The following is a 20,542-nucleotide window of genomic DNA, read 5'->3' as shown; positions in this document are numbered from 1 at the left end:
ATGTGCAGGTTCCTGCACACAGCTAATGGCTGTCGTGTCCTCGTGACGGCGTGCCCGCTTTCTGCCCCTTCTCCGCGACGACGAACTGACCCATCATTCCGCCGTCTTCGTGTGCCAGCAGATGGCAGTGGTACATGTACGGGGTATCCGGGTCGGCCGATCCCTCGAATCGCGTCGCCAGCTTCATCGTCGTGCCGTTCGCCAGGAACACCGTGTCCTTGGCTCCGCGCAGCTCGGGCGGTGGCGCCTCGCCGTTCACCCTAAGCACCCGGAAGTCTCATCTATTCGGTCCATCTTCAGCCCGTTCGCCGGGTGACAGCTGTATCCCCCGCATGCGGGCCGACTGCTCGAGAAGACCGCCGTCCTTGCCCACCAGTGAGAATGAGCGGTCGTCCGGGAAGCCGAAGTCGTACGTGCGAGCCGTCGAGGCGTTGAGCAGCCGCAGCCGAACGAGCTCGTCGCCGACCTTCTGGTACGGGTGGAGCGTGCCGTTGGCCATGGTCCGGTCGCCCAGGAACCCGACGTGGCGCATCATGTCGTGGCCGTGGTCGAACTGCGCGCCGTCGAACCTGACGTCCTGCACGTTCACTGGCAGATCGTCGACCCCGTATCTCTTGGGCAGCGCGCGCGACGCTTGCTTGTCGTCGACGAGGGACATGACGAGGGACATGCCCGCGAGGCCGCGCTGCACGTGCTTCTCCGTCGCGCCGTGCGGATGAGGGCAGTACCAGAGCGTCGATGCGGGCTGGTCCACGGTCTAGCGCGGACTGCACTTGCCGCCCGGTCTGACCATCTGGTGCGGCCCGCCGTCCATCTTCGCGGGCAGATGCCCATGCAGCTACTTGCTGTCGCCTTCTCGGAACCAACCGGCGATAAAAGTGATCAACACCAATACAACCTGAATGGCCCATGCTGTTCTCGAACGGGAGATCTGAGTTGCAGTTCACGGTTCGCCACTCGCTGTCCGGTAGACCCGCCATAGCCGTGCTGGCGCTCGCCGGTATCACTGCAGGTGTACTGATCGGCCGGCCAGGGCTCCGCACCGTGGTGGGTTGCGGCACCGCCGACAACCCCTACCCCTCGCAGAGTGCAGCGGACTGGAAGGCTGGCGCGGACCACGTGGTCGTGGCGCTGCCGACTGCCGAGCGCGACAGCAACCGGCACGACCTCGCCAAGGGACCGGTGCGGTACACGATCGACCGCGCACTGACGCTCCGAAAGGAGAAAGTGCTCTGGTCCGCCGCCACCCCCCGGCACGAGCTGGGAAGCACGTTCGACATGACCGCGCCAGGCTGGAAGGTGCACCGGAACGGCAAACGAATCAAGGGCACGGCTCCGGAGGCACCCCGGCTCGAGACCGGTCACACATACGTCCTTGCCCTGCGCTGGGACGCAGGCCACTGGGTGGTTCTCGGAGAGGGGGCCGCCGTGCCGTTCGACGGCCATGTGGCGGGGCAAGGTGAGTGGTGCGGCCAGACGCTGAGCGAGGACGACTTCGCCAAGGGCGAGCGGTTCTCCCAGCGCGACGGCCACAGCTTGGAGGAGACCGTACGGGGACGAGACGAAACAGCCATCCTTCGGGAACTCGAAAAGGCGAGCGCCAAGCGGCCGTAACGCGGTGCAATGCCCGGCCTTCGTCCGCCGCGCGTAGCGGCACGTCAGCTCCGGTATCTGTTCGACTAACATGCGATGCGAGCACGCGGCGTTCTCGCATCTGTACCGACGTGCTCGCAGCCGGATGTGCATGCACCGTCTGAAGGCTGTCCCGTATGGGGCGGGAGTTATCCGGTGAGGGCCATGTTGTGGAGGCGTGCGATGCCAAGGATGGCCTGGTGAACGCCGCTGCCCTTGAGGCGGCAGTCCCGCAGGATCTTCCAGTTCTTCAGCCGGGACAGGGCGTGCTCGACGCGGGCGCGGGCCTTGCGGTGCACCTTGTTCTCGGCTTCCTGCTGCGGGCTCAGGGATTGTTGACCGCGTCGACGGCGGTGAGGGATGAGCAGGCCGGTGCCCTGGTAGCCGCAATCGGCGATCACGGGGACGCCGCGGCAGGCGATGTCGACGCCGGTCTCGGTGGACCAGTCAACGCCCCAGCAACCGCATGAGCTACGGGACAACCTCAGACCCCGAAGGTCCTCAGGGATCCGCCCCCGAGAGGTGCTGGCTCTGCGTGCTCACCGCGACCGGTTGCGAGCTCGCCCGAAATGGCGCGATGCCTGAACTCCGAGGGTGTCAAGGGAACGGGTGGGTGCGCTGACTCGGACCGGGAGGGGTAAAGCTCACGCCGTTCTCGTCGAGTGCGTTGAAGACAGTCACGCGCCCCGTCCCGAAGACGAAGCTGACGTCGACGTTGCCCTGAGCGACGTCCCTGCCCGTCCATTCGAGCAGGTCGGCCGATTTGAGCGGCAGCCCCCGCAGGGCCTGCAGCCCGGGAAGAGGTTCCGGGTGCCACTGCAGGTCGAAGCCGGGCCACCGGACCGGGCAAGTGGGGTCGATCATGTTCCACGTCAGGGAGAGATCGCCCAGCTTTTGATGGTTGATCTCGATCTGCTGGCCATCGAAGTCGAACAACACCGGACAGTCGGAGAACCACTCGTCATCCCCGAGGTCCCAGACCATCCAGACCCTTGTGAGGGTTCGGCCGACGAGACCACGCAGCCGGTGCCCATGCTCTCGTACGACGTCACTTCGGCCGTCCAACCATGTGGGCCGGTAGCCGACGATGCCGAAATCGAACATATCGTCATCTTGCCAGAGGCGCCCTTCCTCGGGGCGACGCGAAGTTGCAGGCTTCACTGCCGGGTCCGCGTGCTCGGAGCATGGCCAAGTACCTGGCGCGCTCCGGCTGTCGGGCAGATGGCGCGTGAGGGCTTGCCGGGCCCTCACCCACCGTTCACGTCGCCTTCAGTCGAGAATCACCATCTCCCGCCAGCAGATCGCCAGATCCTTGTGGAGGTTCTCCCTGCGCTGGAAGCCCGTGGGGATGGGGGCATTGGCGTCGAAGTAAAAAGCCATGACGAACAGTTGGGCGCCCTTGTGCGTCGCCTTCAGATGGTTCTGGAGCTTGTCCACATCCGCCTCGATCTCCTTGACGAAGGCAGGGGTGTTGTACTCCGTGGCACGCATGGTCTTCAGCTCGACGATGATCCGCTCGCCCGGCACAGCGCTGGATCCGTTGAGCAGCAGGTCACTACGCTGCTTGCCATCGAAGACGAACTGTTCCCGCCGCACGTCCAGCAGCGAGTCGCGCGCCCGCAGATTGCCCGCGAGCTCGGCCTGCAGCCACCACTCCCAGCCCCAGTCGAGGAGCTGCACGCGCTGGGCCCGCGCGCCGTTCTCCCGCATCCAGTCGAAGACGAACTCCCGGAACTGCGAAACCGTGATCGAAGGCATGTGGCCTCCCTCGGATATCGGTAGTCGGTAGGTGCCTTCCCAAGGGGTCTACTGCACGGCGCGACGGCCGTCCATCGCGCGGACCGAAGCGGACCGGCCCCCGCCGGGCGGACCTCATCGGTCCGGTGCCAAAGCCAGGGGCTCGCAACGCCGCGCCGGGCGAGCAGCTCATGAAGGCGGAGTCGTCGTTGATTCTTCGGGCAGGCTGGACGCATGACCGACATCTACGAAGGCCCTGTCACACTCGTCATCAGCGGAGAGGCGACCGAGGTGATGGCCGCTCTGCAAGCCGTCGACCACGGCGCGTCCAGGACCTGGTCGGGCACGGTTCACGCCGACGGACTGCAGGCATCGTTCTGGGCCGCAGTGCAGAGCAGCAGCGTCACGATCCGCATGCCCGACGGGAACCAGGGGACCGCCCGGATCGACATGGACGCGGAGAGTGGGAGCGCCGCAATCACCGGCCACGGCCCGGCGCCCTTTTGAGCCGCCCTCCCTTGGGCGGGTTGCTTGGCCTGTGTCCCATGCCGAAGAGGAGCGTCCGCCCGCCCTCATCGGTCGACTGCCGCCGCCCCGGCCGACGAGCCCGGTGGGTACCGCGGCTCGTCCGAGATGAACTCCGGCGATCCTGTTTCACAGGCGCCCCTCCCGGGCCCCCGATCCTGACAGCCTCCGGCGCGGAGGCATGCCGAAGCATCCAGGACAGAGAGGACGGCACTTCACCATGGCCACGAAGACGGCACGGGACATCATGACCGGCGGCGCGCAGTGCGTTCAAGGGCACGACAGCGCCCTCGACGCGGCACGCAAGCTGACGGAACTTCAGGTGGGCGCCCTGCCCATCTGCGGCGAGAACAACCGGCTGGTCGGTGTGGTGACCGACCGGGACATCGTGGTGAAGGTCCTAGCCAAGGGGCTCGATCCGGCGGAGGTGGAGACAGGCACCCTGGCGCAGGGCGAAGCCGTCACGATCGGTGCGGACGACGACGCGGAACAAATCTTCAGCACGATGACCCGGCACAAGGTCCGGCGTCTGCCGGTGATCGACGGCACTTCCCTGGTGGGCGTGGTTGCGCTTGCGGACGCCGCCCGGGCGCTCGATGCCCCTGACGCGGGACGTCTCCTCGAAGCGCTCTCCACCGACTGAATCTCCCCTGCCCGCTACAGCGCGCGCAGGGTCCGCGGCCAACTCCCCCGCCCGCTTACGGCCGTAGTCCGACGCGTGGGCTACGGGGACGTCCCTTCCTCAGGGCAGCGGGAGGAGGGGAGTGCGGGTCGTGCAGGTCCAGGTGGCGCGGTGCGCGGGGTCGAGGGCGTCCAAGGTCAAGTTGATCGCGTTCGGCGAGTACAGGACGTCGAGGTGCCCCGACCTGTCGGTGGGACACACATGCTGGAGCGTGATGTTGTCGACCGCTTCAGGACGGTTGGCGGGGGAGGTGAGGAAGCCCGACGTGTAGGGGGTGACCATCCTGTCGTAGGTGGTGGCCACCACTGTGTAATCGACCCCGGGCATGGTGTCGCCGCCCGCGTTGAGGCGCTTCAAGAACGTTGACCCCGCCATCTGCTGCCGCGATGAGGGGCCCACGACGACGTCGGTCGTCGGGGCCACCGCCCTGACGAGGACATCGAGGCCGTTCGCCGTCGTCCCGTGGTTGTCCGGCGCGAGCCCGATCAGCCGGTGCACCTTTGAGGCGCCTCCCTCGAACTTCAGGTACTGGCGCGGCATGAGCCCGCCCAGCGAGTGCCCGACAAGGTCCACCGCACGGGCCCCGGTGGTGCGCAGCACACGGCTGACATAGGTGGCCAGTTCCCTGGCGGAGTCCTCGATCCGGCCGGTGCCCTTGGCTCCCAGGGCGTTGAGAGGGCTGCCGTCGCCGCCATAGTTGAGGGCGTAGACGCAGTAGCCCGCATCGGCGAGCGCGGGGGCCATCGCGTTCCAGCTGTTGTAGGCGTTCATGGCCGTCCCGTGCACCAGCACCACCGGACGGGGGTGGGCTCGCAGATCCGCGTCGGCGTGGCAGGGGCCGGCGGGGTCCCCTTGGGCACCTGGCGGGCTGGAATTGGCGGTCGCGGGTGAGAGCAGGGTGGGCACAGTGGCCCCAGGGGCACTGTCGTGGTGCGGCCGGGGTTCGTCGGGCGTGCTCGCCACGGCGGGCGCAGGCGAGCAGGCGAGCGCAGCGAGGAAGCAGGCAGCGGCGGCCGTGGTGGCGAAACGCGATGGAAAAGGCCGGACAGGACGAACCCGCGCCCGCCCCGACCCCCGACGACGAGGTGCAGCCCGACCCCCGGACCCACCCCGGACAACAACGTGCAGCCCGACCCGCGGCCCGCCCCTGACACCGTCAAGCCCGCCCCGAAGCCGGACCCCACCAAGCCCGACGACCAGCCGGCCCCTGACACCGGCATCCTGTTCGCACCGGCCGCCTGAGGCGAAAGCCGGAGCCGAGAACAAGACGATGCCCCTGCACATGCGCCTTCGGGCCCTGGCGATCGTCCTCGGCGCGCTGACCGCCGTCGCCATGCCGACGGCGGCAGCGTTCGCCGATACCACCGCCATGCTTCACCCGCCGGCTGCCCCACACCCCACTCCCCGCGAAGAGATACAGCCTGCCGCCCACATCGTCGGCGAGGTCGCCAGAAAAGGAGCGGAACGCTCCACCGGCCGGCCCGTCGGCATGCTCCCCGACCAGAGCCCCGACACGACCTGCAACCGCACCATCCTGACAAAGCACCACTGTTAGACAGGCGCAGCGTGCTGCCGGAGGGGCAGCTCCCGCTCGGGAGTGGGAGCTGCCCCTCCCCCAGAGGCGGTCGAGTCGAGCGACGGGCGCTCAGCGCCTTGTCTCGTACCTGGTCAGGGTCACGCCGCAGGAAAGCGTCCGCGTCTCCACCAGCTTCAGGTTCACCCAGCTGGCCAACGTGGTGAAGAACGGCGTGCCGCCGCCCACCAGAACCGGCGCGGTGGCCAGCACGTACTCGTCGATCAGCCCAGCCCGCATGGCCGCCCCGGCGAGCGTCGCGCCAACGATGTCCATCGGGCCGCCGTCCTCGGCCTTGAGCCGGGTGATCTCGGTAACCGCGTCGCCGGTGACCAGGCGGGTGTTCCAGTCGACCTTGTCGATCGTCGAGGAGAACACCACCTTCGACATGTCCCGCCAGCGGCGCGCGTACTCGATCTCCGCCGGGGTGGCATTGGGCTGCTGGTCACCGGTCGGCCAGTAAGAGCTCATCGCCTGCCACAGCTTGCGCCCGTACAGCGTCAGGTCGGTCGCCAACAACTGGTCGGACCAGAACTGGAACAGCTCGTCGCTCGGCACGCTCCAGCCGAGGTCGTCGCCGGGCGCGGCGATGTAACCGTCCAGGGACAGGTTCATGCCGTAGATCAGTTTCCGCATGGCGCCAGCCTTCCGTAAGTCGGTCTCGCGCGTACAGACCGGCGCGGCGCGGGAAACTCATCGGTGCGCGGTGTGAGGAAGCGATTCTCTATTGCTTGTTGAGGACGCCGGGGGTGTCGTGCAGGACGACGCTCTGGTCCAGCGTGGCCCGTTGCATGCGAAAGCTGTTGGCCGGTGCGCTCTCGTCGGCGGTGCCGAAGGAGATGCCGAACAGCAGCTTGAGGTCCTTGGGGACGTCCAGGACCTCGCGGACGGTGTCGGCGTAGAAGCCGAGCATGGTCTGTGGGATGCCGCCGAGTCCCCGGGCGGTCAAGGACAGCAGGAAGTTCTGGGCGTACATGCCGATGTCGCCCGCTGTCCGCACCCCGTCCCCGAAGGCCGGCATGAACAGGAAGGCGGCATGGAGCGCGCCGAAAAAGCTGAGGTTCTCGAGCGCTGCGGCCTTCCTGGCCGCCTTGTCCGAGCGCGGGATGCCCATGGACTCGTAGAGGGTCGCGGCATGGTGGTGGGCCCGGTCGAGGTAGGTGCCCTGGCCGAAGTCGGCGTAGTCGTCAATTCACCCGCCCCCACCTCAAGCGCACGAGCACGCCCCGGGCGCCCCTGGCCAGTGGGCGGTTTCCCTTGGTGGAACCCACAGCCGTTTGACTTCTCGGCTACTGCGCAAGTTGAGGCGACCGCTCTGCAACCCGGGGAGCAGTCACGTGCACCGCCGTACCCGGCGCCACCCGGCGAGTCCATCTTTTCGAAGTCCAGTTGACAGCAAGGGCTCTGCTGCCACCGCTCAGACCGGCGAACGCGCCCCTCAGCGTTCCGGCAACTGCGCTCAGTTGGTCCCGGACGGGTTCCAGGTTTCCGCGTCGATGGCCGGGGAGGGAACGCCGTCAAGGCGGCCGATATCGCCTCACTCATGTTGTCGGCGGCCAACTGGATATGGGCCAGCGACCACAGAAGCAAGTGGGAGTGCCAGGCCACCGGCGGCGTCCTCATAGCCTTCCGCGACTATTCCGAGCACTCCCGCCATTAATACGACGGTTCAGGCAAGTGGCAGTTGTACGTGCGCTGAGCGCGGCTCCCGCTGTCCATCGCAGGGGGGCTCATGCCTCGCCAGCATCGCAGTGGTGTCAGTGATGTCAGTGGGGCGTGGCACGGTGACGTCCATGACCGCAACCGCACGTGAAGCCATCCGCGATGCCGGGTGGGCCCTTGGCCTACCCGAGTCGGTGACCGAGGCGTTCGTCCGCCTCCTGCGCCCCTGTGTCTACCTCTGCCGCTACGAGGAACTACCGGAGGAGCTGAGGGAATACGCCCGTCCAGCGGCCCGGGCAGCCGGGCCTGCCCATCTGCCTGAAGATGTGGTCGTGCCCGCGTACGTACCGCACGTGGTGACCATCAACTGCGCCGCCATACCCACCGGCGTCCTCGACATCGACTTTCCCGCCGAGGGCCAGGTGGTGATCCTCGCCGAAGTCACGGATCAGGACGAAGGCTTCGTCATCCACCTGCCGGCGGGGACCGAAACAGTCGAACGCCCCCCTCGGGAGGCGGAGCCGGACGCGCCGAAGCCCTACGAGTCGTTCCCGCTCTACGCGGTACCCGGAATCACCGAGCCCGTCGCTCTCCACCGGACGCGTGTGGCGGAAGCTGTCGACTACGCCGAGGGGGACGTCGAGCGAGGCCGCCTCGTGAACAGCCTGATAGATGAGATCGGGGCGATTCTCGCCGTACGCTGGGGCTACGGCATTCAGCTCGGCGGTCTCTCCCCTGCCTGGCACAACCCAGTGGAAGACCGCGGGAACGTACTGTTCGTGTCCATCCCGGAGAGCGCGGTCTTCGACGGGGACTGCATCACCCTCGTCTCGGGGACTCGCGAGCAGATCGCCGAACGCCGTTACGACGAACTCGAATTCGAGGTCGAGTCCTGACCACAGACTCGGACGACGGCGTCGGGGACCAATCAGGCAGCGGCCACCGACCTTGAACGGAGGATGCCCCGCACCCTTCAGGTCAGACAGTGAATGCGTCCCTCTGCCGATTGCGGAGGGTGAGTCCTGCGTGCGCGTCACGGGAGTCATGCATTCCCCCGGCCGTGGGGAGAGCCGATCACTCCCCCGCTCGGCGATGGGTAGCACGGCTTTCCACGCCGGCAGCCGGTGGGAGCTGACGCGGCAAGGGCGCGGCGAACATCGTTGCCTCGGCGCTGCGGGCGCGGCGGGCACGCTGAACTCCTGAGCCCAAGGCAGCCCATGCTGGCAGCGCCCGGTCTGACCGTCCCGCTCAGCTGGCCCACATCTGTGCGGCACGCTCAACTGATGGCAGGGAGCTGGCGGGCGAAGCGGCGCACGGCATCAGTGAAGGCAGCCGGGTCGTCGAAGTTCGCGAGGTGTCGTGCCCGCGGGATCAACTCGACGCGAGCGTCCGGATGAGCGCGGGCGAAGTCCGCCTCCCCGGCGCGGAAGACGGCGTCCTTCTCCCCGTTCAGGATGAGGACCGGGGCCTTCACATGACGCATCGCCCCCGCGTCGAAGCGTCCGAGTACTTCGTTCCAGGCCGCGGGCAGGGTATGGAAGGCGTAGCCGGAACGGATGGTCGCCTCCACCACTTCTCGTGGGTAGAGCCGTCGCAGCAACCGGTCGTTCCACCGGGCCAGGCGATCCGCCGGCACACGAGGGACGAGCCTGGCGACCCACCGGTATGGCGCTGCCCGGAGGCCACCGGTGGAGGCACTGGCTCCCGCGAGGATCAGCCCGCGGAGTTGCTCCGGACGGCGCCGCGCGAACTCCAGCGAGGCATACCCGCCGAGCGAGTGCCCGACGACCAGGGCTGGACCGCAGTCGAGCGAGTCCACCGCGGAAGCGATGATCTCTGTCGCGCTGTCCAGGCTCCAGGGCTGAGCCGCGCGCTCACCGTGGCCGGGCAGGTCGATGGCGACTACTGGGTATTCGTCGCGGAGCGCGGCAAGTTGCATGCTCCACTGTCCCGCGCTGAAGCGCGTCCCGTGAACGAAGACCATGGGCACTGCATCCGCTGTTTTCATCGGCTTCCCCCAGGAGACAGAGTTTGCGCGAGCGCGTCGAGGGTCACGTCCACGATGGCCCGCAGTTGCTCCGCGCTCGTTCCGGCTCTGCTCATGATGGCAAGGGACTGGTTCACGGCCGCAAGGTGGGTCGCGAAGGACTCGGCCGCCTCGTCGTGCAGCCGGCCGGCCTGCAGCGCGGCGCGTAGCCGAGTGTGCTGCAGGCCGATCGCCTCCCGCGCACGCGCAGCGATGCTCGCGCTCAACACCGGGGTCGCCATGACCGTTTGGGCCACCAGGCATCCATCGGGCAGACCGGGGTCCGCGATGCGTTCCAGGGTGATACCGAAGAACGCCCGCGCGGCCGCCAGGGGCCGGTCGGCGGCGCAGGACAACGCGGCGTCGTACTTGGCTCCGTAGCGCGTGGTGTAGCGCTCCAGGCAGCGCAGAAAGAGCGTGTCCTTGTCGCCGAGGGAGGAGTAGATGGAGCTGCGGTTGAGTCCGGTCGCGCGGGACAGGTCGTCCACCGACGTGTCCGCGTAGCCGGCCCGCCAGAACTGGATCATCGCGGCATCGAGCGCCGTGGCGATGTCGAACTGCTTCTTCCCTGCCATGCCGGCCCACCTCCCTCTTGCTGGGACCTCCTAGTGGATCACTATTCCATCTTGAACTGATCAGTTCAAGATGAGTTAGGGTGCAGGCATGATCACGGCCGGATGCCATTCTTCCGGCCAGCCCGCCCACATGCCTCGAACCTCGCACCTCGCACCTCGCACCTCGCACCTCGCACCTCGCACCTCGCACCTGTGGAGGAGAACCATGAACGACCACGCGAGCACCCGCAGCGACCCCGGCAACCCGGTCCACGATCTGCCGCTGACCGACCTGGACGGATTCACCCACCGTTGGGTCGACGCGGACGGCGTCCGGCTTCACGCGGTTGAGGGCGGTCAGCCGGGCGATCCCGCCATCGTGCTGCTCGCCGGGTTCCCTCAAACCTGGTGGGCGTGGCGCAAGGTGATGCCGAACCTGGCCGACCGATTCCACGTCATCGCGATCGACCTGCCGGGCCAGGGCCACTCCGAACGCCCGGACATCAGCTACGACACGCACACGGCCGCCGCGCTCGTCCACGCCGCGGTCAAGGCGCTCGGAGTCTCGACATACTGGCTGGCCGCCCACGACATCGGCGCGTGGGTCGCCTTTTCCCTCGCCCTGAAGTACCAGAACCAGCTGCGTGGCCTGGCACTGCTCGATGCCGGCATCCCCGGCATCACACTCCCTGACGCCATCCCAACCGACCCCGAGCACGCATGGAAGACCTGGCACTTCGCCTTCCACCTCGTGCCCGACCTGCCCGAAACTCTGCTCGTCGGCCGCGAACGGGAATACGTCGGCTGGTTCCTGAAGGCCAAGGCCCTCTCCCGCGACACCTTCGACGACGCCGAAATTGCGCAATACGCCGCGTCCGTGGCCGCCGACGGCGGTCTGCGTGCATCCCTTGCCTACTACCGGAACGCCTCGGACTCGGCGCGGAAAAATCACGAAGCGCTGGCACAACAGCGCCTCGCGGTCCCGGTTCTTGGGATCTCCAGCAGCCACGGCTCCATACCCGACATGGCAGCTTCTGTCAGGCCATGGGCCGACCACGCCATCGGGGTCGTCGTGCCGGACGCAGGACACTTCATCCCCGATGAACAGCCCGACGCCGTCGCTGCCGCACTGACCGACTTCATCGCCCAAAGCGATTGAGACTGGGCGATGTTCTGACCGCTCGGCCAAGCGCGCCGGTTTCGGCTCCTCGGCGTCACGGAGGCCGGGGCCGACGCGAGACGGACGGGCTGCGTCGCTCTGCCCGCCATCGAGAACGCGGCAGAACGACCACCCCATCACCGTCGACGTGCAGGATGTTGCCGCGGGCGAACAACACTCCGCCGAACGTCCACGGTACATCCTCGACGCCTCCGCCCCCTGCTGGCATCAACACCCCACTGACGCACGGTAGTTCACAGTTCTACGACCACTTGTGTTCACCTGGCGGCAACCCGACCTGCCCATCCTGCTCCCGGGCATGGTCGATCAAGGGGGCGTGCCTTTCATCTACGTGGGGGAGGAACCAGTGCGAAGACCTCGGATACGTCTCGTAGCAATCTCGGCGGCGGTTGGCGGTCTGTTCTCGCTGCTTGCCATGCCGGCCGCCCAGGCGGCCCCGGTCCCGCTGAGCGAGTCGGCCAGGGCGGCCGCAGTTGCCGCCCGGCTCGGCGACGACCGTACCGCCGGCGTCTACTACGAGGACGGGCGCCTCACCACTGCGGTCACCGACCAGGCAGCCGCGAGATCGGTTCGAGAAGCCGGCGGGACGGCGAAGGTCGTCACCCGCAGCGCGGCCCGGCTCAACTCCGTCAACTCCGACATGGACCGGCTGGCCGGGATCCCCAACACCGCATGGGGCGTCGACCCGAGCAGCAACAAGGTGTCCGTCGAGATTTACGACGGAGTATCCGCCGCCGATCGCAACCGGATCGAAGCCGCCGCCGCGACCCATGGAGACGCGGTACGTATCGAGCGTCACTCCGGGAAGCTGCAGCGATCTGCCTATGACATGCGCGGCGGTCTCGGTATCCACTCCGGCAACACGGGCTGCAGCTCGGCTTTCAACGTCGCCGACGACTCAGGTAAGAAGTTCATGCTCACCGCCGGGCACTGCATCCTCGGCGGGAACTACGAGTGGTACCGGGACAGCGGAAACATCTACCTGGGCAGGCAGACCGACTGGGAGTTCGAGCCCGGCGACTGGGCCGTCATCGAGTACCGCAACTCCAACGTCTCCCCGTACGGGACCGTCCAGTACAAGGATGGCTCCGCGTCGCAGATCGCCAGCTCTCGATGGGTCGTGGACGGCGAGAAGGTCAAGCGCGTGGGAACCACCAGCCAAGACCTGGACGGCATGATTCTTCGGCCGAGCATCACCGTCAACTACGACGACGGCTCCACGCTCTACAACCAGGTCGAATCAAGCCTCTGCAACAAGTTGGGCGACAGCGGCGGGGCGATGTTCACCGGGACCACCGCGCTGGGCATCACGTCGGGCGGCAACTACGTCACGGAGCCGTGCGGCAACACCGACGCGCAGCCGGATCGCGTCTCCTTCTATCACCCGGTGCAAGACGTGATCATCAAGAACAACGTCAGCGTCTTCTGACCCTGGGTCTTGGGGTCTTGCTGAGTGACCGGTTTGTTCTCGGTCTGACAGAGACCTGAGCGAGGTCAAGTCACCACCGCGATCACCACCACCGCGACCACCACCGCGACCACCACCGACGCACCACCATGCGCAGTGCGGACCGGCGCCAACGCCACTCGCCGCACGTCCGCACTGCGCAGCTCCGGTGGCACCGCCTTGCTTGCACCGCGCCATCCGGCCGTCACTCGCCGACGTCAGCCCTTGGGAGACACATGCGCTCGAAGAACGCGCGCACCACCACCAGCCTGCTCATCGCATCGATCCTGCTCACTGCGGGAGCCGGTGCGCTCGCAGGTTGCGGCAGCGAGGAGTCCCGCGACAGCGGGGCGGAGACCCACGACCCAAGCTCGGCGCCGAAGCCGGAGGTCCGGGCCCGCCGGGTCGCCGAGGCCTGGGACGGCTCCAAAGCAGCTGAGGTGTGGGGCAAGGGCTACTACCCGATGGGTGAGGCGGTCCAACTGCCTGAAGAAGGACTGCACAACGAAGACGACAAGCAGGCATACAAGACCCAGAACTTCGCCCTGCGCAGCCCCCTCCCCCACACCTCACACGGCGAAGGGACGGTGAGGTGGAAGAACGGAGGCTCACTCATGCTCCCCGTCGTGAGCGCCAGGCAGGCATACGAGACAGTGGCTCGCGGCGGCAACGACGGAGCCAAGCTCGTCGTGACCGGGGCGCAACTGGGCGAGATGGACCTGGCCACCAGCCGCGGACCCGCCACCGTTCCCGCATGGCTGTTCACCTTGGAGGGCTACAAGACTCCGCTCAAGCGTGCCGCAGTGAGACCGTCGAAGCTCCCCACCTCACCCATCGGGCCGTCCAAGGATGTCTCCGCCAACGAGCTGTCGCCGGTCGGACGGCTGGTCGAGTTGGCGGCGGACGGGCAGTCCGTCACCGTAGTGGCCAATCATGGAAGCTGTGACGACGGCCCCACCGTGGACGTGCTGGAGACAGACGGCAGCGTGCTGCTTTCTGCGTCTGTGGTGGGAACACAGGACGGTTCCTGCACCAGTGAGCTGCGCGGCGAGGAAGTGACCGTGAAACTGAACCGGCCCGTCGGAGAGCGCACTCTTCTGGACGCGTTCACCGCACGGCCCATACCGTACGGCGAGCCGAACAGCTTCTCACCGAGCTGGAGTTGACTTCCCTGGCCGCACTCAGCCCCGCAGATGCAGCCCGAAGCCCGTGCGACCCGCGGGCTCCAAACCCTCCTTCAGTTGCAGCGAGGGGATCTCGTAGTCGCCGAAGTTCTGCTGCCGGAACGCGAGCGGCTCGGTCGACTCCAAAGTGAGCAACCGCTGTTCCCAGGCCTTGGCGACGTCCGAGTACTCCTCCTCGGTCAGCCGGTCGGTGCCGTAGAGCACGAACGGCGGCAGCACCTCGATGCCGGGGTAGTAGAGGATGCCGTGGTGGATCGGGAACAGCAGATCGTCGATGGGGCCATTGATCCCGCGGGCGGCGTAATGCGACTCCGGGCCGCCCGCGGTCACCGACAGCAGGGCCTTGCGGCCCGCGAGGGTGCCTTCGCCGAAGCGCTCGCCGTACTTGGTGTCGCTGTGCTCACCCACGCCGTAGGCGAAGTGGAAGGTGAACACCCGGTCCACCCAGCCCTTGAGGATCGCGGGCATCGAGTACCACCACAGCGGGAACTGGAAGATGATCGTGTCGGCCCACAGCAGCTTCTCCTGCTCGCTGCGGACGTCCGGAGTGAGTGCCCCGGCGTCGAAGGCCCGGCCCGAATCCCGCGCGACCTGCAGCGGACTTGAAGCGTGCGGGCCGTAGTCCGCGGCGTCCACCACCGCCTTCCAGTTCATCGCGTACAGGTCGCTCACCCGCACCTGATGCCCTGCGTTCTCCAAGGTGGAGACTGCGAGGTCCTTCAGTGAGCCGTTGAGCGACTTCGGCTCGGGGTGGGCATGGACGATCAGCGTCTTCATGGGAACTCCTTCGGATCGGATGCCTTCGATTCTGGGCACCGTGACACCGGGCGTTCAGGGGCGCCGCGTCCGTCGGACCGGACTTCCTGGTATCGGCAGGACCACCTTCGCAGGGCCCGCAGAGGCCATACTGGGCGGCATGGACGATCTCGCGAGCTTCCTGCGGACCCGGCGTTCCCGGGTCGACCCGAAGGCCGTCGGCATCCCCACCGACAGCCGCCGCCGGGTCGACGGGCTGCGCCGCGAAGAGGTCGCGCACCTGTCCGGAGTCAGCGTCGATTACTACGTACGCCTGGAGCAGGGCCGCGCGACCCAGCCCTCCGAGCAGGTCCTCGACGCGCTCGCCCGCGTCCTCGGCCTGGACGAGACCGAACGAGGACATCTCTCCCGGCTCGCCCGGCAGCCCCGCCGGCGCGCGACGGCGCCCGGCGGGCGGGTCCGCCCAGAGGTCCTGCGCATCCTCGACCTGGTCACCGACGTACCCGCGCTGATCATGGATCATCGCCTTGACGTACTCGCCGGCAACCGTCTCGCCGGGCTCCTCTTCGGCCGGGCACTGCCGGGCCTGAACACCGCCCGGCACATTTTCCTCGAGGAGGCCGAGCGCGGCCTGTACGCGGAATGGGAGAACTGCACCCTCGACGTGGTCGGACACCTGCGCCTGGCCGCCGGCAAATACCCCGACGACCCCCGCCTGGCCTCGCTCATCGGCGAACTGGCGATGAGCAGCGAGCGCTTCCGCCGCCTCTGGGCCCGCGCGGACGTACGCGCCCGCACACATGGCCGCAAGGTGTACCAGCACCCGCTGGTCGGACTCCTTGAGCTGCACCAGGAGAACTTCGCGCTGCCCGATGACTCGGGCATGGAACTGCTGGTACTGACCGCGGCCACCGGCAGCCCCGCCGCGGACGGGCTGCGCCTGCTGGCGGGCCTTGACACGACGGCAGGGCATTCATCCTCGACGTCGAGCTCGGTGTGACGGGTGTACCGCCCCGAGAGGGTTGGTCAGGCGTCCTTCCAGACCGGGGCGTCTGTCCCCCACCGGCCCGGCGGGCGTGCCCAGTTCGTCGCGCCCCCCTCGTACGAGATGGGCGGCAGTGCGTGCCGCAGTCGACCCATGGGGCTGTCGGTCTCGGTCAGCCGGCGCGTGGCGTCGAAGCCCTCATTCTTGCCCGGAGCGGGTGCCAGGTCGTGGACCAGCCAGTGCGCGGTCTGTGTCAGGGCCAGGCGGATCAGTCGAGTGCCGCCGGTGCGGTGTTGCTCGGTGAGCGCGCGCAGCACTCCGGCCGCGAGCAGATAGCCGGTGCCATGGTCCAGGGCCTGGGCGGGCAGCACACCCGGCGCGTCCGGTGAGCCCTCCAACTGGGCGATGCCGGTGGCCACCTGGACCAGGCTGTCGAAGCCGCGCCGCTCGTGCCACGGCCCGTAACGGCCCCACGCGGAGAGTTGGGCGATCACCAGACCCGGACGGCGCTCGGCGAGCGCCTCGGGGGTCAGCCCGAACCGCTCCAGCGCTCCCGGCCGGTAGCCGGTGACCACCACGTCCGCCGTCTCGAGCAGATCTCCGAAGACCTTCCGGTCCGTGGGCTGTGCCAGGTCCAGTGTGGTCGAGCGTTTCCCCATCCCTGTGTCGTTGTGGGCCTCCTGGCTTTCCGGCAGCTGCGGGGCATCGATCCGCAGCACGTCGGCGCCGAGCAACGCCAGCGTTCGGGTGGCGACCGGTCCGGCCAGTACCCGGGTCAGATCCAGGACGCGCAGCCCCGCGCACGGCAGTGCGGCATGCCTGAGCATCCGCTCGGGGGCTTCATCGATGCGCGCCGTCGTCAGCAGCGGCTGCCCCGCGACCAGAATCCCCTGCTCGCTCTTGGCCCAGGCGTCAGCGCCCCGTGCCGCGACGGCCAAACCGCCCCTCGCGTACACGCTCTCCTCCACCTCGAGCGCGGTCAGCCCCGCGATCGCCCGGGCCACCGCGTCCACTGCCTCCTCGCCGAGGTCCCGCGCCGCCCCGAGAGCGGCGAGCAGTCGGCCCCGGTGGTGGGGGTAGTTGGCGTGCGTACGAACCCACCCATCGGCTGCCCGCCAGAATCGGGACAGCGGCGAGAAGGTCGACCACGCCGTGCCGTCGACCCGCACCAACCGGTCGCTGAGGAACGCCGTCGCGACGGCCTCGTCATCCACCCGCACACGGGGCACGGGGCGTCCCGTGCGCAGGGAAGCAAGCTCGGCAGCCGCGAGCGAGCACACCGCAACGGTGGCCCGCGCCAGCTCCATGACCGGCAGCCGCGCCGGCAGCCCTCCCGACGTGCCGCCGTAGGACACCCGCTCGAGCAGCGAAGGGTCGGCACCCAGTGCCGCCCAAGCCTGCGAAGTCCCGGCCATGATCGGAGAATTCATACCCGCACTGTGGCACTGAGGGCCACCTACGGGAAGGGCGTCGCCATCGGCTGGGCCCTACGAGGGTTGTCAGTGGCGCCTGTCAGGATGCGGCATGGAGTCATCGAAGGTCGTTGAAGCGTTGTGGGACCGCATGCAGGCGCGGGACTGGGAGGGGCTCGGTGGATTGCTTGCCGAGAAGGTGGTGGTCGAGTGGCCCGTGAGTGGAGAGCGGATCGTGGGCCGCGCCAACTTCGTGCGTATCAACGCGGAGTATCCGGAGGGGTGGTCGATCCGCGTACTGCGCATCGTGGCGGATGGCGAGAGTGTGGTCTCCGAGGTGGAGGTCCCGCACGACTCCATGGGGGTCCACCGCGTGGCGTCGTTCTGGACCGTTCGGGACGGCCAGGTCATGGCTGGGCGGGAGTACTGGACGGAGCTGGGTACGGACCCCTCGCCGGAATGGCGGGCTCCGTACGTGCAGCGGATGTAGGCCGGTCGATCAGCTCCAGGCTTCGGCTGCATCAGAAATAGCCCGCCCGTCCGCGGCCGACGTCCTGTGCGTCCCAGGGGCGGCTGGGGTGGACCATCGCTCAGCCGTTCGCCAGCGCTTGCACGCGGTCCATGCCCCCGTTGAACCGGTCGTGGTCGCCGACCGTCGGTCCCTTTGACGTGTACTGCCAGATGGTCTGGTACTTCCAGCCCCCGGGCAGGGCACCGACCGACGAACCGTAGCGCGGAACCCACAGCGGATTGGTCTTGCCGAACCCGGTGTAGTTGCCGGTGCAGTTCTTCCACCAGTTGGTCGAGGTGTACAGGACGACGTCCCGGCCGGTGCTGGCCTTGTAGGTCCTGAAGAAGTCTCTGACCCAGTTGACCATGGCCTGCTTGCTCAGTCCGTAGCAAGTGGCTCCGTAGGGGTTGTACTCCATGTCCAGCGCACCGGGAAGCGTCCTGCCGTCCTTGGACCAGCCACCGCCGTGAGCGAGGAAGTAGCGGGCCTGGGTCGCGCCGCTGGAGGTGTTGGGCAGGGCAAAGTGGTAGGCACCCCGGATCATGCCGACGTTGTATGCCCCGTTGTACTGCTGGGTGAAGTAGGGGTTCTTGTAGCTCTTGGACTCCGTGGCTTTGATGTAGGCGAATCTCACCCCGGACTTGCGCAGCGTGGACCATGCGACTTTGCGCTGATGGCTGCTGACGTCCACGCCTTCGGTTCCCGCGGCGGCGGTGAGTCCAACGGCGTTCCTGGTCGTTGCCTCATGCTTGAGGATCTGGGAGCCGGCGAAATCATCGTCGGGGTGAGTGGGCTCGGGGGCTGCTGGTGCGGCATCTGCTGTGCCGGACAGGACCAGGGCAAGAGCGCAGACGCCGCCACCCAGGGCGGTGAGGGCAGTCGACATCCGGCAAGGTGTACGGGCGGGCACAGACACAGACATGGGACTCCTCCTCTAGAGCACGCTCAGCGTGCATGGAGACAGGGACCATCCCCGATGGGCGCGCGGAGAGCGCGACTCACGTCACCTGAAACGCCCTAAGAGGTCCTAACAAAGGCGTTGGACGTGTCGGTGGGTGATCAGGCAGGTGGCGAGGCTGAGGAAGGCTTCGTGGATGTCGTCGCGTCGTTCCCAACGGATCCGCAGCCGTCGGAAGCCGTGCAGCCAGGCAATCGTGCGCTCCACCACCCAACGGAAGACGCCCAGGCCAGAGCCGTGTTCGACGCCTCGTTCGGCGATGACCGGGCGGATGCGGCGCTGCCAGAGCTGGCGACGGTACTTGTCGTGGTCGTAGGCGCGGTCGGCGAGCAGGGCATCGGGTCTGCGTCGCGGCCGGCCGACGGCACCCGCCACCGCTGGAATCTTGTCCAGCAGGGGAAGCAACTGCGTGACGTCGTTGCGGTTTCCGCCGGTCAGCGACACCGCGAGCGGGATGCCCGCGGCGTCGGTGACGACGTGGTGCTTGCTGCCCGGCCGCGCTCGGTCGACCGGGCTGGGGCCGCTTTTGGGCCCCGCCGGGCCGCCCTGACGTGGGAGGAATCGATCACCGCCCGCGACCAGTCCAGCTTCTTCGCGGCCCGCAGCTTCTCCAGCAGCACCAGGTGCAGTTCGTCCCACACGCCGGCCTCGTTCCACGCGGCAAGACGCCGCCAGCACGTCATCCCCGAGCCGAAGCCCAGCTCCTGGGGCAGGTACTCCCACTGGATGCCGGTATGCAGCACGAACAGGATCCCGCACAGTGCCTGCCGGTCGGGGACCCGAGGTCTGCCCTCCGCCAGCTTCGGTCCCGGCTGGGGCAGCAACGGCTCGATGAGCGACCACAGTTCGTCAGAGACGATCCACGGCCGCGAATCCCTCTTTCCCACAACAACGACAACGAGCGATCAAGCCGACAGTCACACGATCACAGCTTCTGTTAGGACCTCTAAGTACGGCGTCGACGGCGAGCGGCTGCTGGGCGCCTTGTCTCGGCGGCTCCGCCCGGCCACGTCTACCTTGGAGGAGGTCGTAAACGCGTCAAGACGGGACCTGGGGCTATGCCACATGCTGTGATGTTCGAGGACGACGACCCGTACCTGGTACGGCTGCGCACGGTGGCGCTGGCGTTCCCGGATGCGGAGGAGCAGATCGCCCATGGCCGGCCGGGCTTCCGGGCCGGCAAATACTTCGCCTGGTACGGCGGTTCGACCAAGGGCTCCGCTGATGACCGTATCCGCTACGACCAGGCCCTGATCGTCCTGCCGGACGACGCGGGCCGTGCGGCCCTCGCCGGGGACAAGCGGTTCTTCGTCCCTGCCTACCTCGCACCGTCCGGCTGGATCGGCATCGACCTCGCAGCCGGCGGCACCACGGCTCCGCAGGAGGTGGACTGGCAGGAGGTGGCCGAGCTCCTGGACACGTCCTACCGTCAGGTCGCCGGCGTCCGGCGGGTGACGCGCCTCGATGCGGAGGGCAGCCCGGCGAGCCCGCCCGGTGACATCACCGCCGGTCCCGGACTGCCTCGCTGAGCTGTCACCCACCCCGTGCTCCAGCCACGGGTCAGGCACGGCTCCTTCCGGTCCGCCCCGGAGCGGCGGGAGCGTACACCCGCCGCACCCGCCCCAAGGCCGCCCAACAGCCGCAGCCGCCGGACCCGCGACGCTCTCGCGGGTCCGGCGGGTGCGGCCGGCTAAGGGCGCGGCAGGGCCTTGGCGGCC

At 68.0% G+C, this 20,542-nt stretch carries 24 protein-coding genes and 1 pseudogene; 11 read left to right on the top strand and 14 right to left on the bottom strand.

The genetic code is table 11. From position 1 onward, the window contains the following. Window positions 1–22 precede the first annotated feature (22 nt). Window positions 23–268 carry a multicopper oxidase domain-containing protein gene (locus tag ACWFRU_RS37065; RefSeq protein WP_453692506.1) on the bottom strand — a complete coding sequence of 82 codons (246 nt, stop codon included), beginning with the start codon at window positions 266–268 and terminating at the stop codon, window positions 23–25. 9 nt (window positions 269–277) lie between these two features. Further along, window positions 278–754 carry a multicopper oxidase family protein gene (locus ACWFRU_RS37060; RefSeq protein ID WP_453692505.1) on the bottom strand — a complete coding sequence of 159 codons (477 nt, stop codon included), beginning with the start codon at window positions 752–754 and terminating at the stop codon, window positions 278–280. Window positions 755–936: 182 nt separating this feature from the next. Here ACWFRU_RS37060 and ACWFRU_RS37055 point away from each other — a divergent pair, with 182 nt between their 5' ends. Beyond that, the gene (locus ACWFRU_RS37055) at window positions 937–1,614 is read left to right on the top strand and encodes a hypothetical protein (protein WP_453692504.1); all 678 of its coding nucleotides are present in this window, start codon (window positions 937–939) and stop codon (window positions 1,612–1,614) included. 167 nt (window positions 1,615–1,781) lie between these two features. Here ACWFRU_RS37055 and ACWFRU_RS37050 read toward each other — a convergent pair. From ACWFRU_RS37050 to ACWFRU_RS37040, 3 genes and pseudogenes are all read right to left on the bottom strand, one after another. Beyond that, a pseudogene (locus tag ACWFRU_RS37050) lies at window positions 1,782–2,072 on the bottom strand (transposase family protein); the annotation flags it as partial. A 157-nt stretch (window positions 2,073–2,229) separates the two neighbouring features. Continuing rightward, window positions 2,230–2,736 carry a hypothetical protein gene (locus tag ACWFRU_RS37045; RefSeq protein WP_453692503.1) on the bottom strand — a complete coding sequence of 169 codons (507 nt, stop codon included), beginning with the start codon at window positions 2,734–2,736 and terminating at the stop codon, window positions 2,230–2,232. A 165-nt stretch (window positions 2,737–2,901) separates the two neighbouring features. Further along, window positions 2,902–3,390, bottom strand: a complete 489-nt coding sequence (locus tag ACWFRU_RS37040) for a hypothetical protein (protein ID WP_453692502.1) — start codon at window positions 3,388–3,390, stop codon at window positions 2,902–2,904. Between the two features lie 213 nt (window positions 3,391–3,603). Between ACWFRU_RS37040 and ACWFRU_RS37035 the strand changes: the two genes are divergently transcribed. Next, complete coding sequence (locus ACWFRU_RS37035) at window positions 3,604–3,876, top strand: DUF4873 domain-containing protein (RefSeq protein ID WP_453692501.1); 273 nt, start codon at window positions 3,604–3,606, stop codon at window positions 3,874–3,876. A gap of 238 nt (window positions 3,877–4,114) precedes the next feature. Further along, a complete protein-coding gene (locus tag ACWFRU_RS37030; protein WP_453692500.1) occupies window positions 4,115–4,537 on the top strand; it encodes a CBS domain-containing protein in 423 nt (140 codons plus the stop codon). Between the two features lie 99 nt (window positions 4,538–4,636). Here the strand turns inward: ACWFRU_RS37030 and ACWFRU_RS37025 are convergent, their stop codons facing one another. Continuing rightward, window positions 4,637–5,371, bottom strand: coding sequence for an esterase/lipase family protein (locus ACWFRU_RS37025; RefSeq protein ID WP_453692499.1), 735 nt, complete (start codon window positions 5,369–5,371; stop codon window positions 4,637–4,639). A 475-nt stretch (window positions 5,372–5,846) separates the two neighbouring features. On the opposite strand from ACWFRU_RS37025, the gene ACWFRU_RS37020 reads away from it, so the two are divergent. Then, window positions 5,847–6,131, top strand: a complete 285-nt coding sequence (locus ACWFRU_RS37020; protein ID WP_453692498.1) for a hypothetical protein — start codon at window positions 5,847–5,849, stop codon at window positions 6,129–6,131. A gap of 90 nt (window positions 6,132–6,221) precedes the next feature. On the opposite strand, the gene ACWFRU_RS37015 is transcribed toward ACWFRU_RS37020, so the two are convergent. Together ACWFRU_RS37015 and ACWFRU_RS37010 are read right to left on the bottom strand one after the other, a co-directional pair. Beyond that, window positions 6,222–6,785 (bottom strand): dihydrofolate reductase family protein, encoded by a 564-nt coding sequence (locus ACWFRU_RS37015; protein WP_453692497.1) that lies wholly within the window; start codon window positions 6,783–6,785, stop codon window positions 6,222–6,224. Window positions 6,786–6,873: 88 nt separating this feature from the next. Next, complete coding sequence (locus ACWFRU_RS37010; protein WP_453692496.1) at window positions 6,874–7,263, bottom strand: nitroreductase family protein; 390 nt, start codon at window positions 7,261–7,263, stop codon at window positions 6,874–6,876. Window positions 7,264–7,942: 679 nt separating this feature from the next. On the opposite strand from ACWFRU_RS37010, the gene ACWFRU_RS37005 reads away from it, so the two are divergent. Continuing rightward, window positions 7,943–8,707, top strand: coding sequence for a hypothetical protein (locus tag ACWFRU_RS37005; RefSeq protein ID WP_453692495.1), 765 nt, complete (start codon window positions 7,943–7,945; stop codon window positions 8,705–8,707). Window positions 8,708–9,087: 380 nt separating this feature from the next. Here ACWFRU_RS37005 and ACWFRU_RS37000 read toward each other — a convergent pair whose 3' ends face one another. Together ACWFRU_RS37000 and ACWFRU_RS36995 are read right to left on the bottom strand one after the other, a co-directional pair. Further along, a complete protein-coding gene (locus tag ACWFRU_RS37000) occupies window positions 9,088–9,819 on the bottom strand; it encodes an alpha/beta fold hydrolase (RefSeq protein WP_453692494.1) in 732 nt (243 codons plus the stop codon). Then, window positions 9,816–10,412 (bottom strand): TetR/AcrR family transcriptional regulator, encoded by a 597-nt coding sequence (locus ACWFRU_RS36995; protein WP_453692493.1) that lies wholly within the window; start codon window positions 10,410–10,412, stop codon window positions 9,816–9,818. The genes ACWFRU_RS37000 and ACWFRU_RS36995 overlap by 4 nt, the downstream gene beginning before the upstream one ends. A 205-nt stretch (window positions 10,413–10,617) precedes the next feature. Between ACWFRU_RS36995 and ACWFRU_RS36990 the strand changes: the two genes are divergently transcribed. The 3 genes from ACWFRU_RS36990 (at window position 10,618) to ACWFRU_RS36980 (ending at window position 14,184) form a co-directional block, all read left to right on the top strand. After that, a complete protein-coding gene (locus tag ACWFRU_RS36990; protein WP_453692492.1) occupies window positions 10,618–11,550 on the top strand; it encodes an alpha/beta fold hydrolase in 933 nt (310 codons plus the stop codon). A 436-nt stretch (window positions 11,551–11,986) separates the two neighbouring features. Beyond that, window positions 11,987–13,000 carry a S1 family peptidase gene (locus tag ACWFRU_RS36985; RefSeq protein ID WP_453692491.1) on the top strand — a complete coding sequence of 338 codons (1,014 nt, stop codon included), beginning with the start codon at window positions 11,987–11,989 and terminating at the stop codon, window positions 12,998–13,000. A gap of 254 nt (window positions 13,001–13,254) precedes the next feature. Beyond that, window positions 13,255–14,184, top strand: a complete 930-nt coding sequence (locus ACWFRU_RS36980; RefSeq protein WP_453692490.1) for a hypothetical protein — start codon at window positions 13,255–13,257, stop codon at window positions 14,182–14,184. 15 nt (window positions 14,185–14,199) lie between these two features. Here the strand turns inward: ACWFRU_RS36980 and ACWFRU_RS36975 are convergent, their stop codons facing one another. Next, window positions 14,200–14,979, bottom strand: coding sequence for an NAD(P)H-dependent oxidoreductase (locus tag ACWFRU_RS36975; RefSeq protein ID WP_453692489.1), 780 nt, complete (start codon window positions 14,977–14,979; stop codon window positions 14,200–14,202). A 139-nt stretch (window positions 14,980–15,118) separates the two neighbouring features. Between ACWFRU_RS36975 and ACWFRU_RS36970 the strand changes: the two genes are divergently transcribed. Next, window positions 15,119–15,958 (top strand): helix-turn-helix transcriptional regulator, encoded by an 840-nt coding sequence (locus tag ACWFRU_RS36970; RefSeq protein ID WP_453692488.1) that lies wholly within the window; start codon window positions 15,119–15,121, stop codon window positions 15,956–15,958. Between the two features lie 26 nt (window positions 15,959–15,984). Here ACWFRU_RS36970 and ACWFRU_RS36965 read toward each other — a convergent pair whose 3' ends face one another. Beyond that, entirely contained in the window at window positions 15,985–17,373 is a 1,389-nt protein-coding gene (locus ACWFRU_RS36965) for a CoA transferase (protein WP_453692487.1), read from the bottom strand. A gap of 94 nt (window positions 17,374–17,467) precedes the next feature. On the opposite strand from ACWFRU_RS36965, the gene ACWFRU_RS36960 reads away from it, so the two are divergent. Further along, window positions 17,468–17,845, top strand: a complete 378-nt coding sequence (locus ACWFRU_RS36960) for a nuclear transport factor 2 family protein (RefSeq protein WP_453692486.1) — start codon at window positions 17,468–17,470, stop codon at window positions 17,843–17,845. Between the two features lie 100 nt (window positions 17,846–17,945). Here the strand turns inward: ACWFRU_RS36960 and ACWFRU_RS36955 are convergent, their stop codons facing one another. Further along, the gene (locus ACWFRU_RS36955; protein ID WP_453692485.1) at window positions 17,946–18,752 is read right to left on the bottom strand and encodes a lysozyme; all 807 of its coding nucleotides are present in this window, start codon (window positions 18,750–18,752) and stop codon (window positions 17,946–17,948) included. Window positions 18,753–18,893: 141 nt separating this feature from the next. Beyond that, a protein-coding gene (locus tag ACWFRU_RS36950; protein WP_453692484.1) for an IS5 family transposase occupies window positions 18,894–19,711 on the bottom strand; the annotation gives its coding sequence in 2 pieces (ribosomal slippage) (window positions 18,894–19,360 and window positions 19,360–19,711; 819 coding nt in all). A 171-nt stretch (window positions 19,712–19,882) separates the two neighbouring features. Here ACWFRU_RS36950 and ACWFRU_RS36945 point away from each other — a divergent pair. Next, a complete protein-coding gene (locus ACWFRU_RS36945; RefSeq protein WP_453692483.1) occupies window positions 19,883–20,353 on the top strand; it encodes an MmcQ/YjbR family DNA-binding protein in 471 nt (156 codons plus the stop codon). The last annotated feature ends 189 nt before the right edge of the window (window positions 20,354–20,542 follow it).

It is taken from the genome of Streptomyces sp. NPDC055099, from assembly GCF_053607685.1.
Note: the sequence above shows the minus strand (reverse complement) of the source record. Positions and strands in the feature narration are given on the sequence as shown.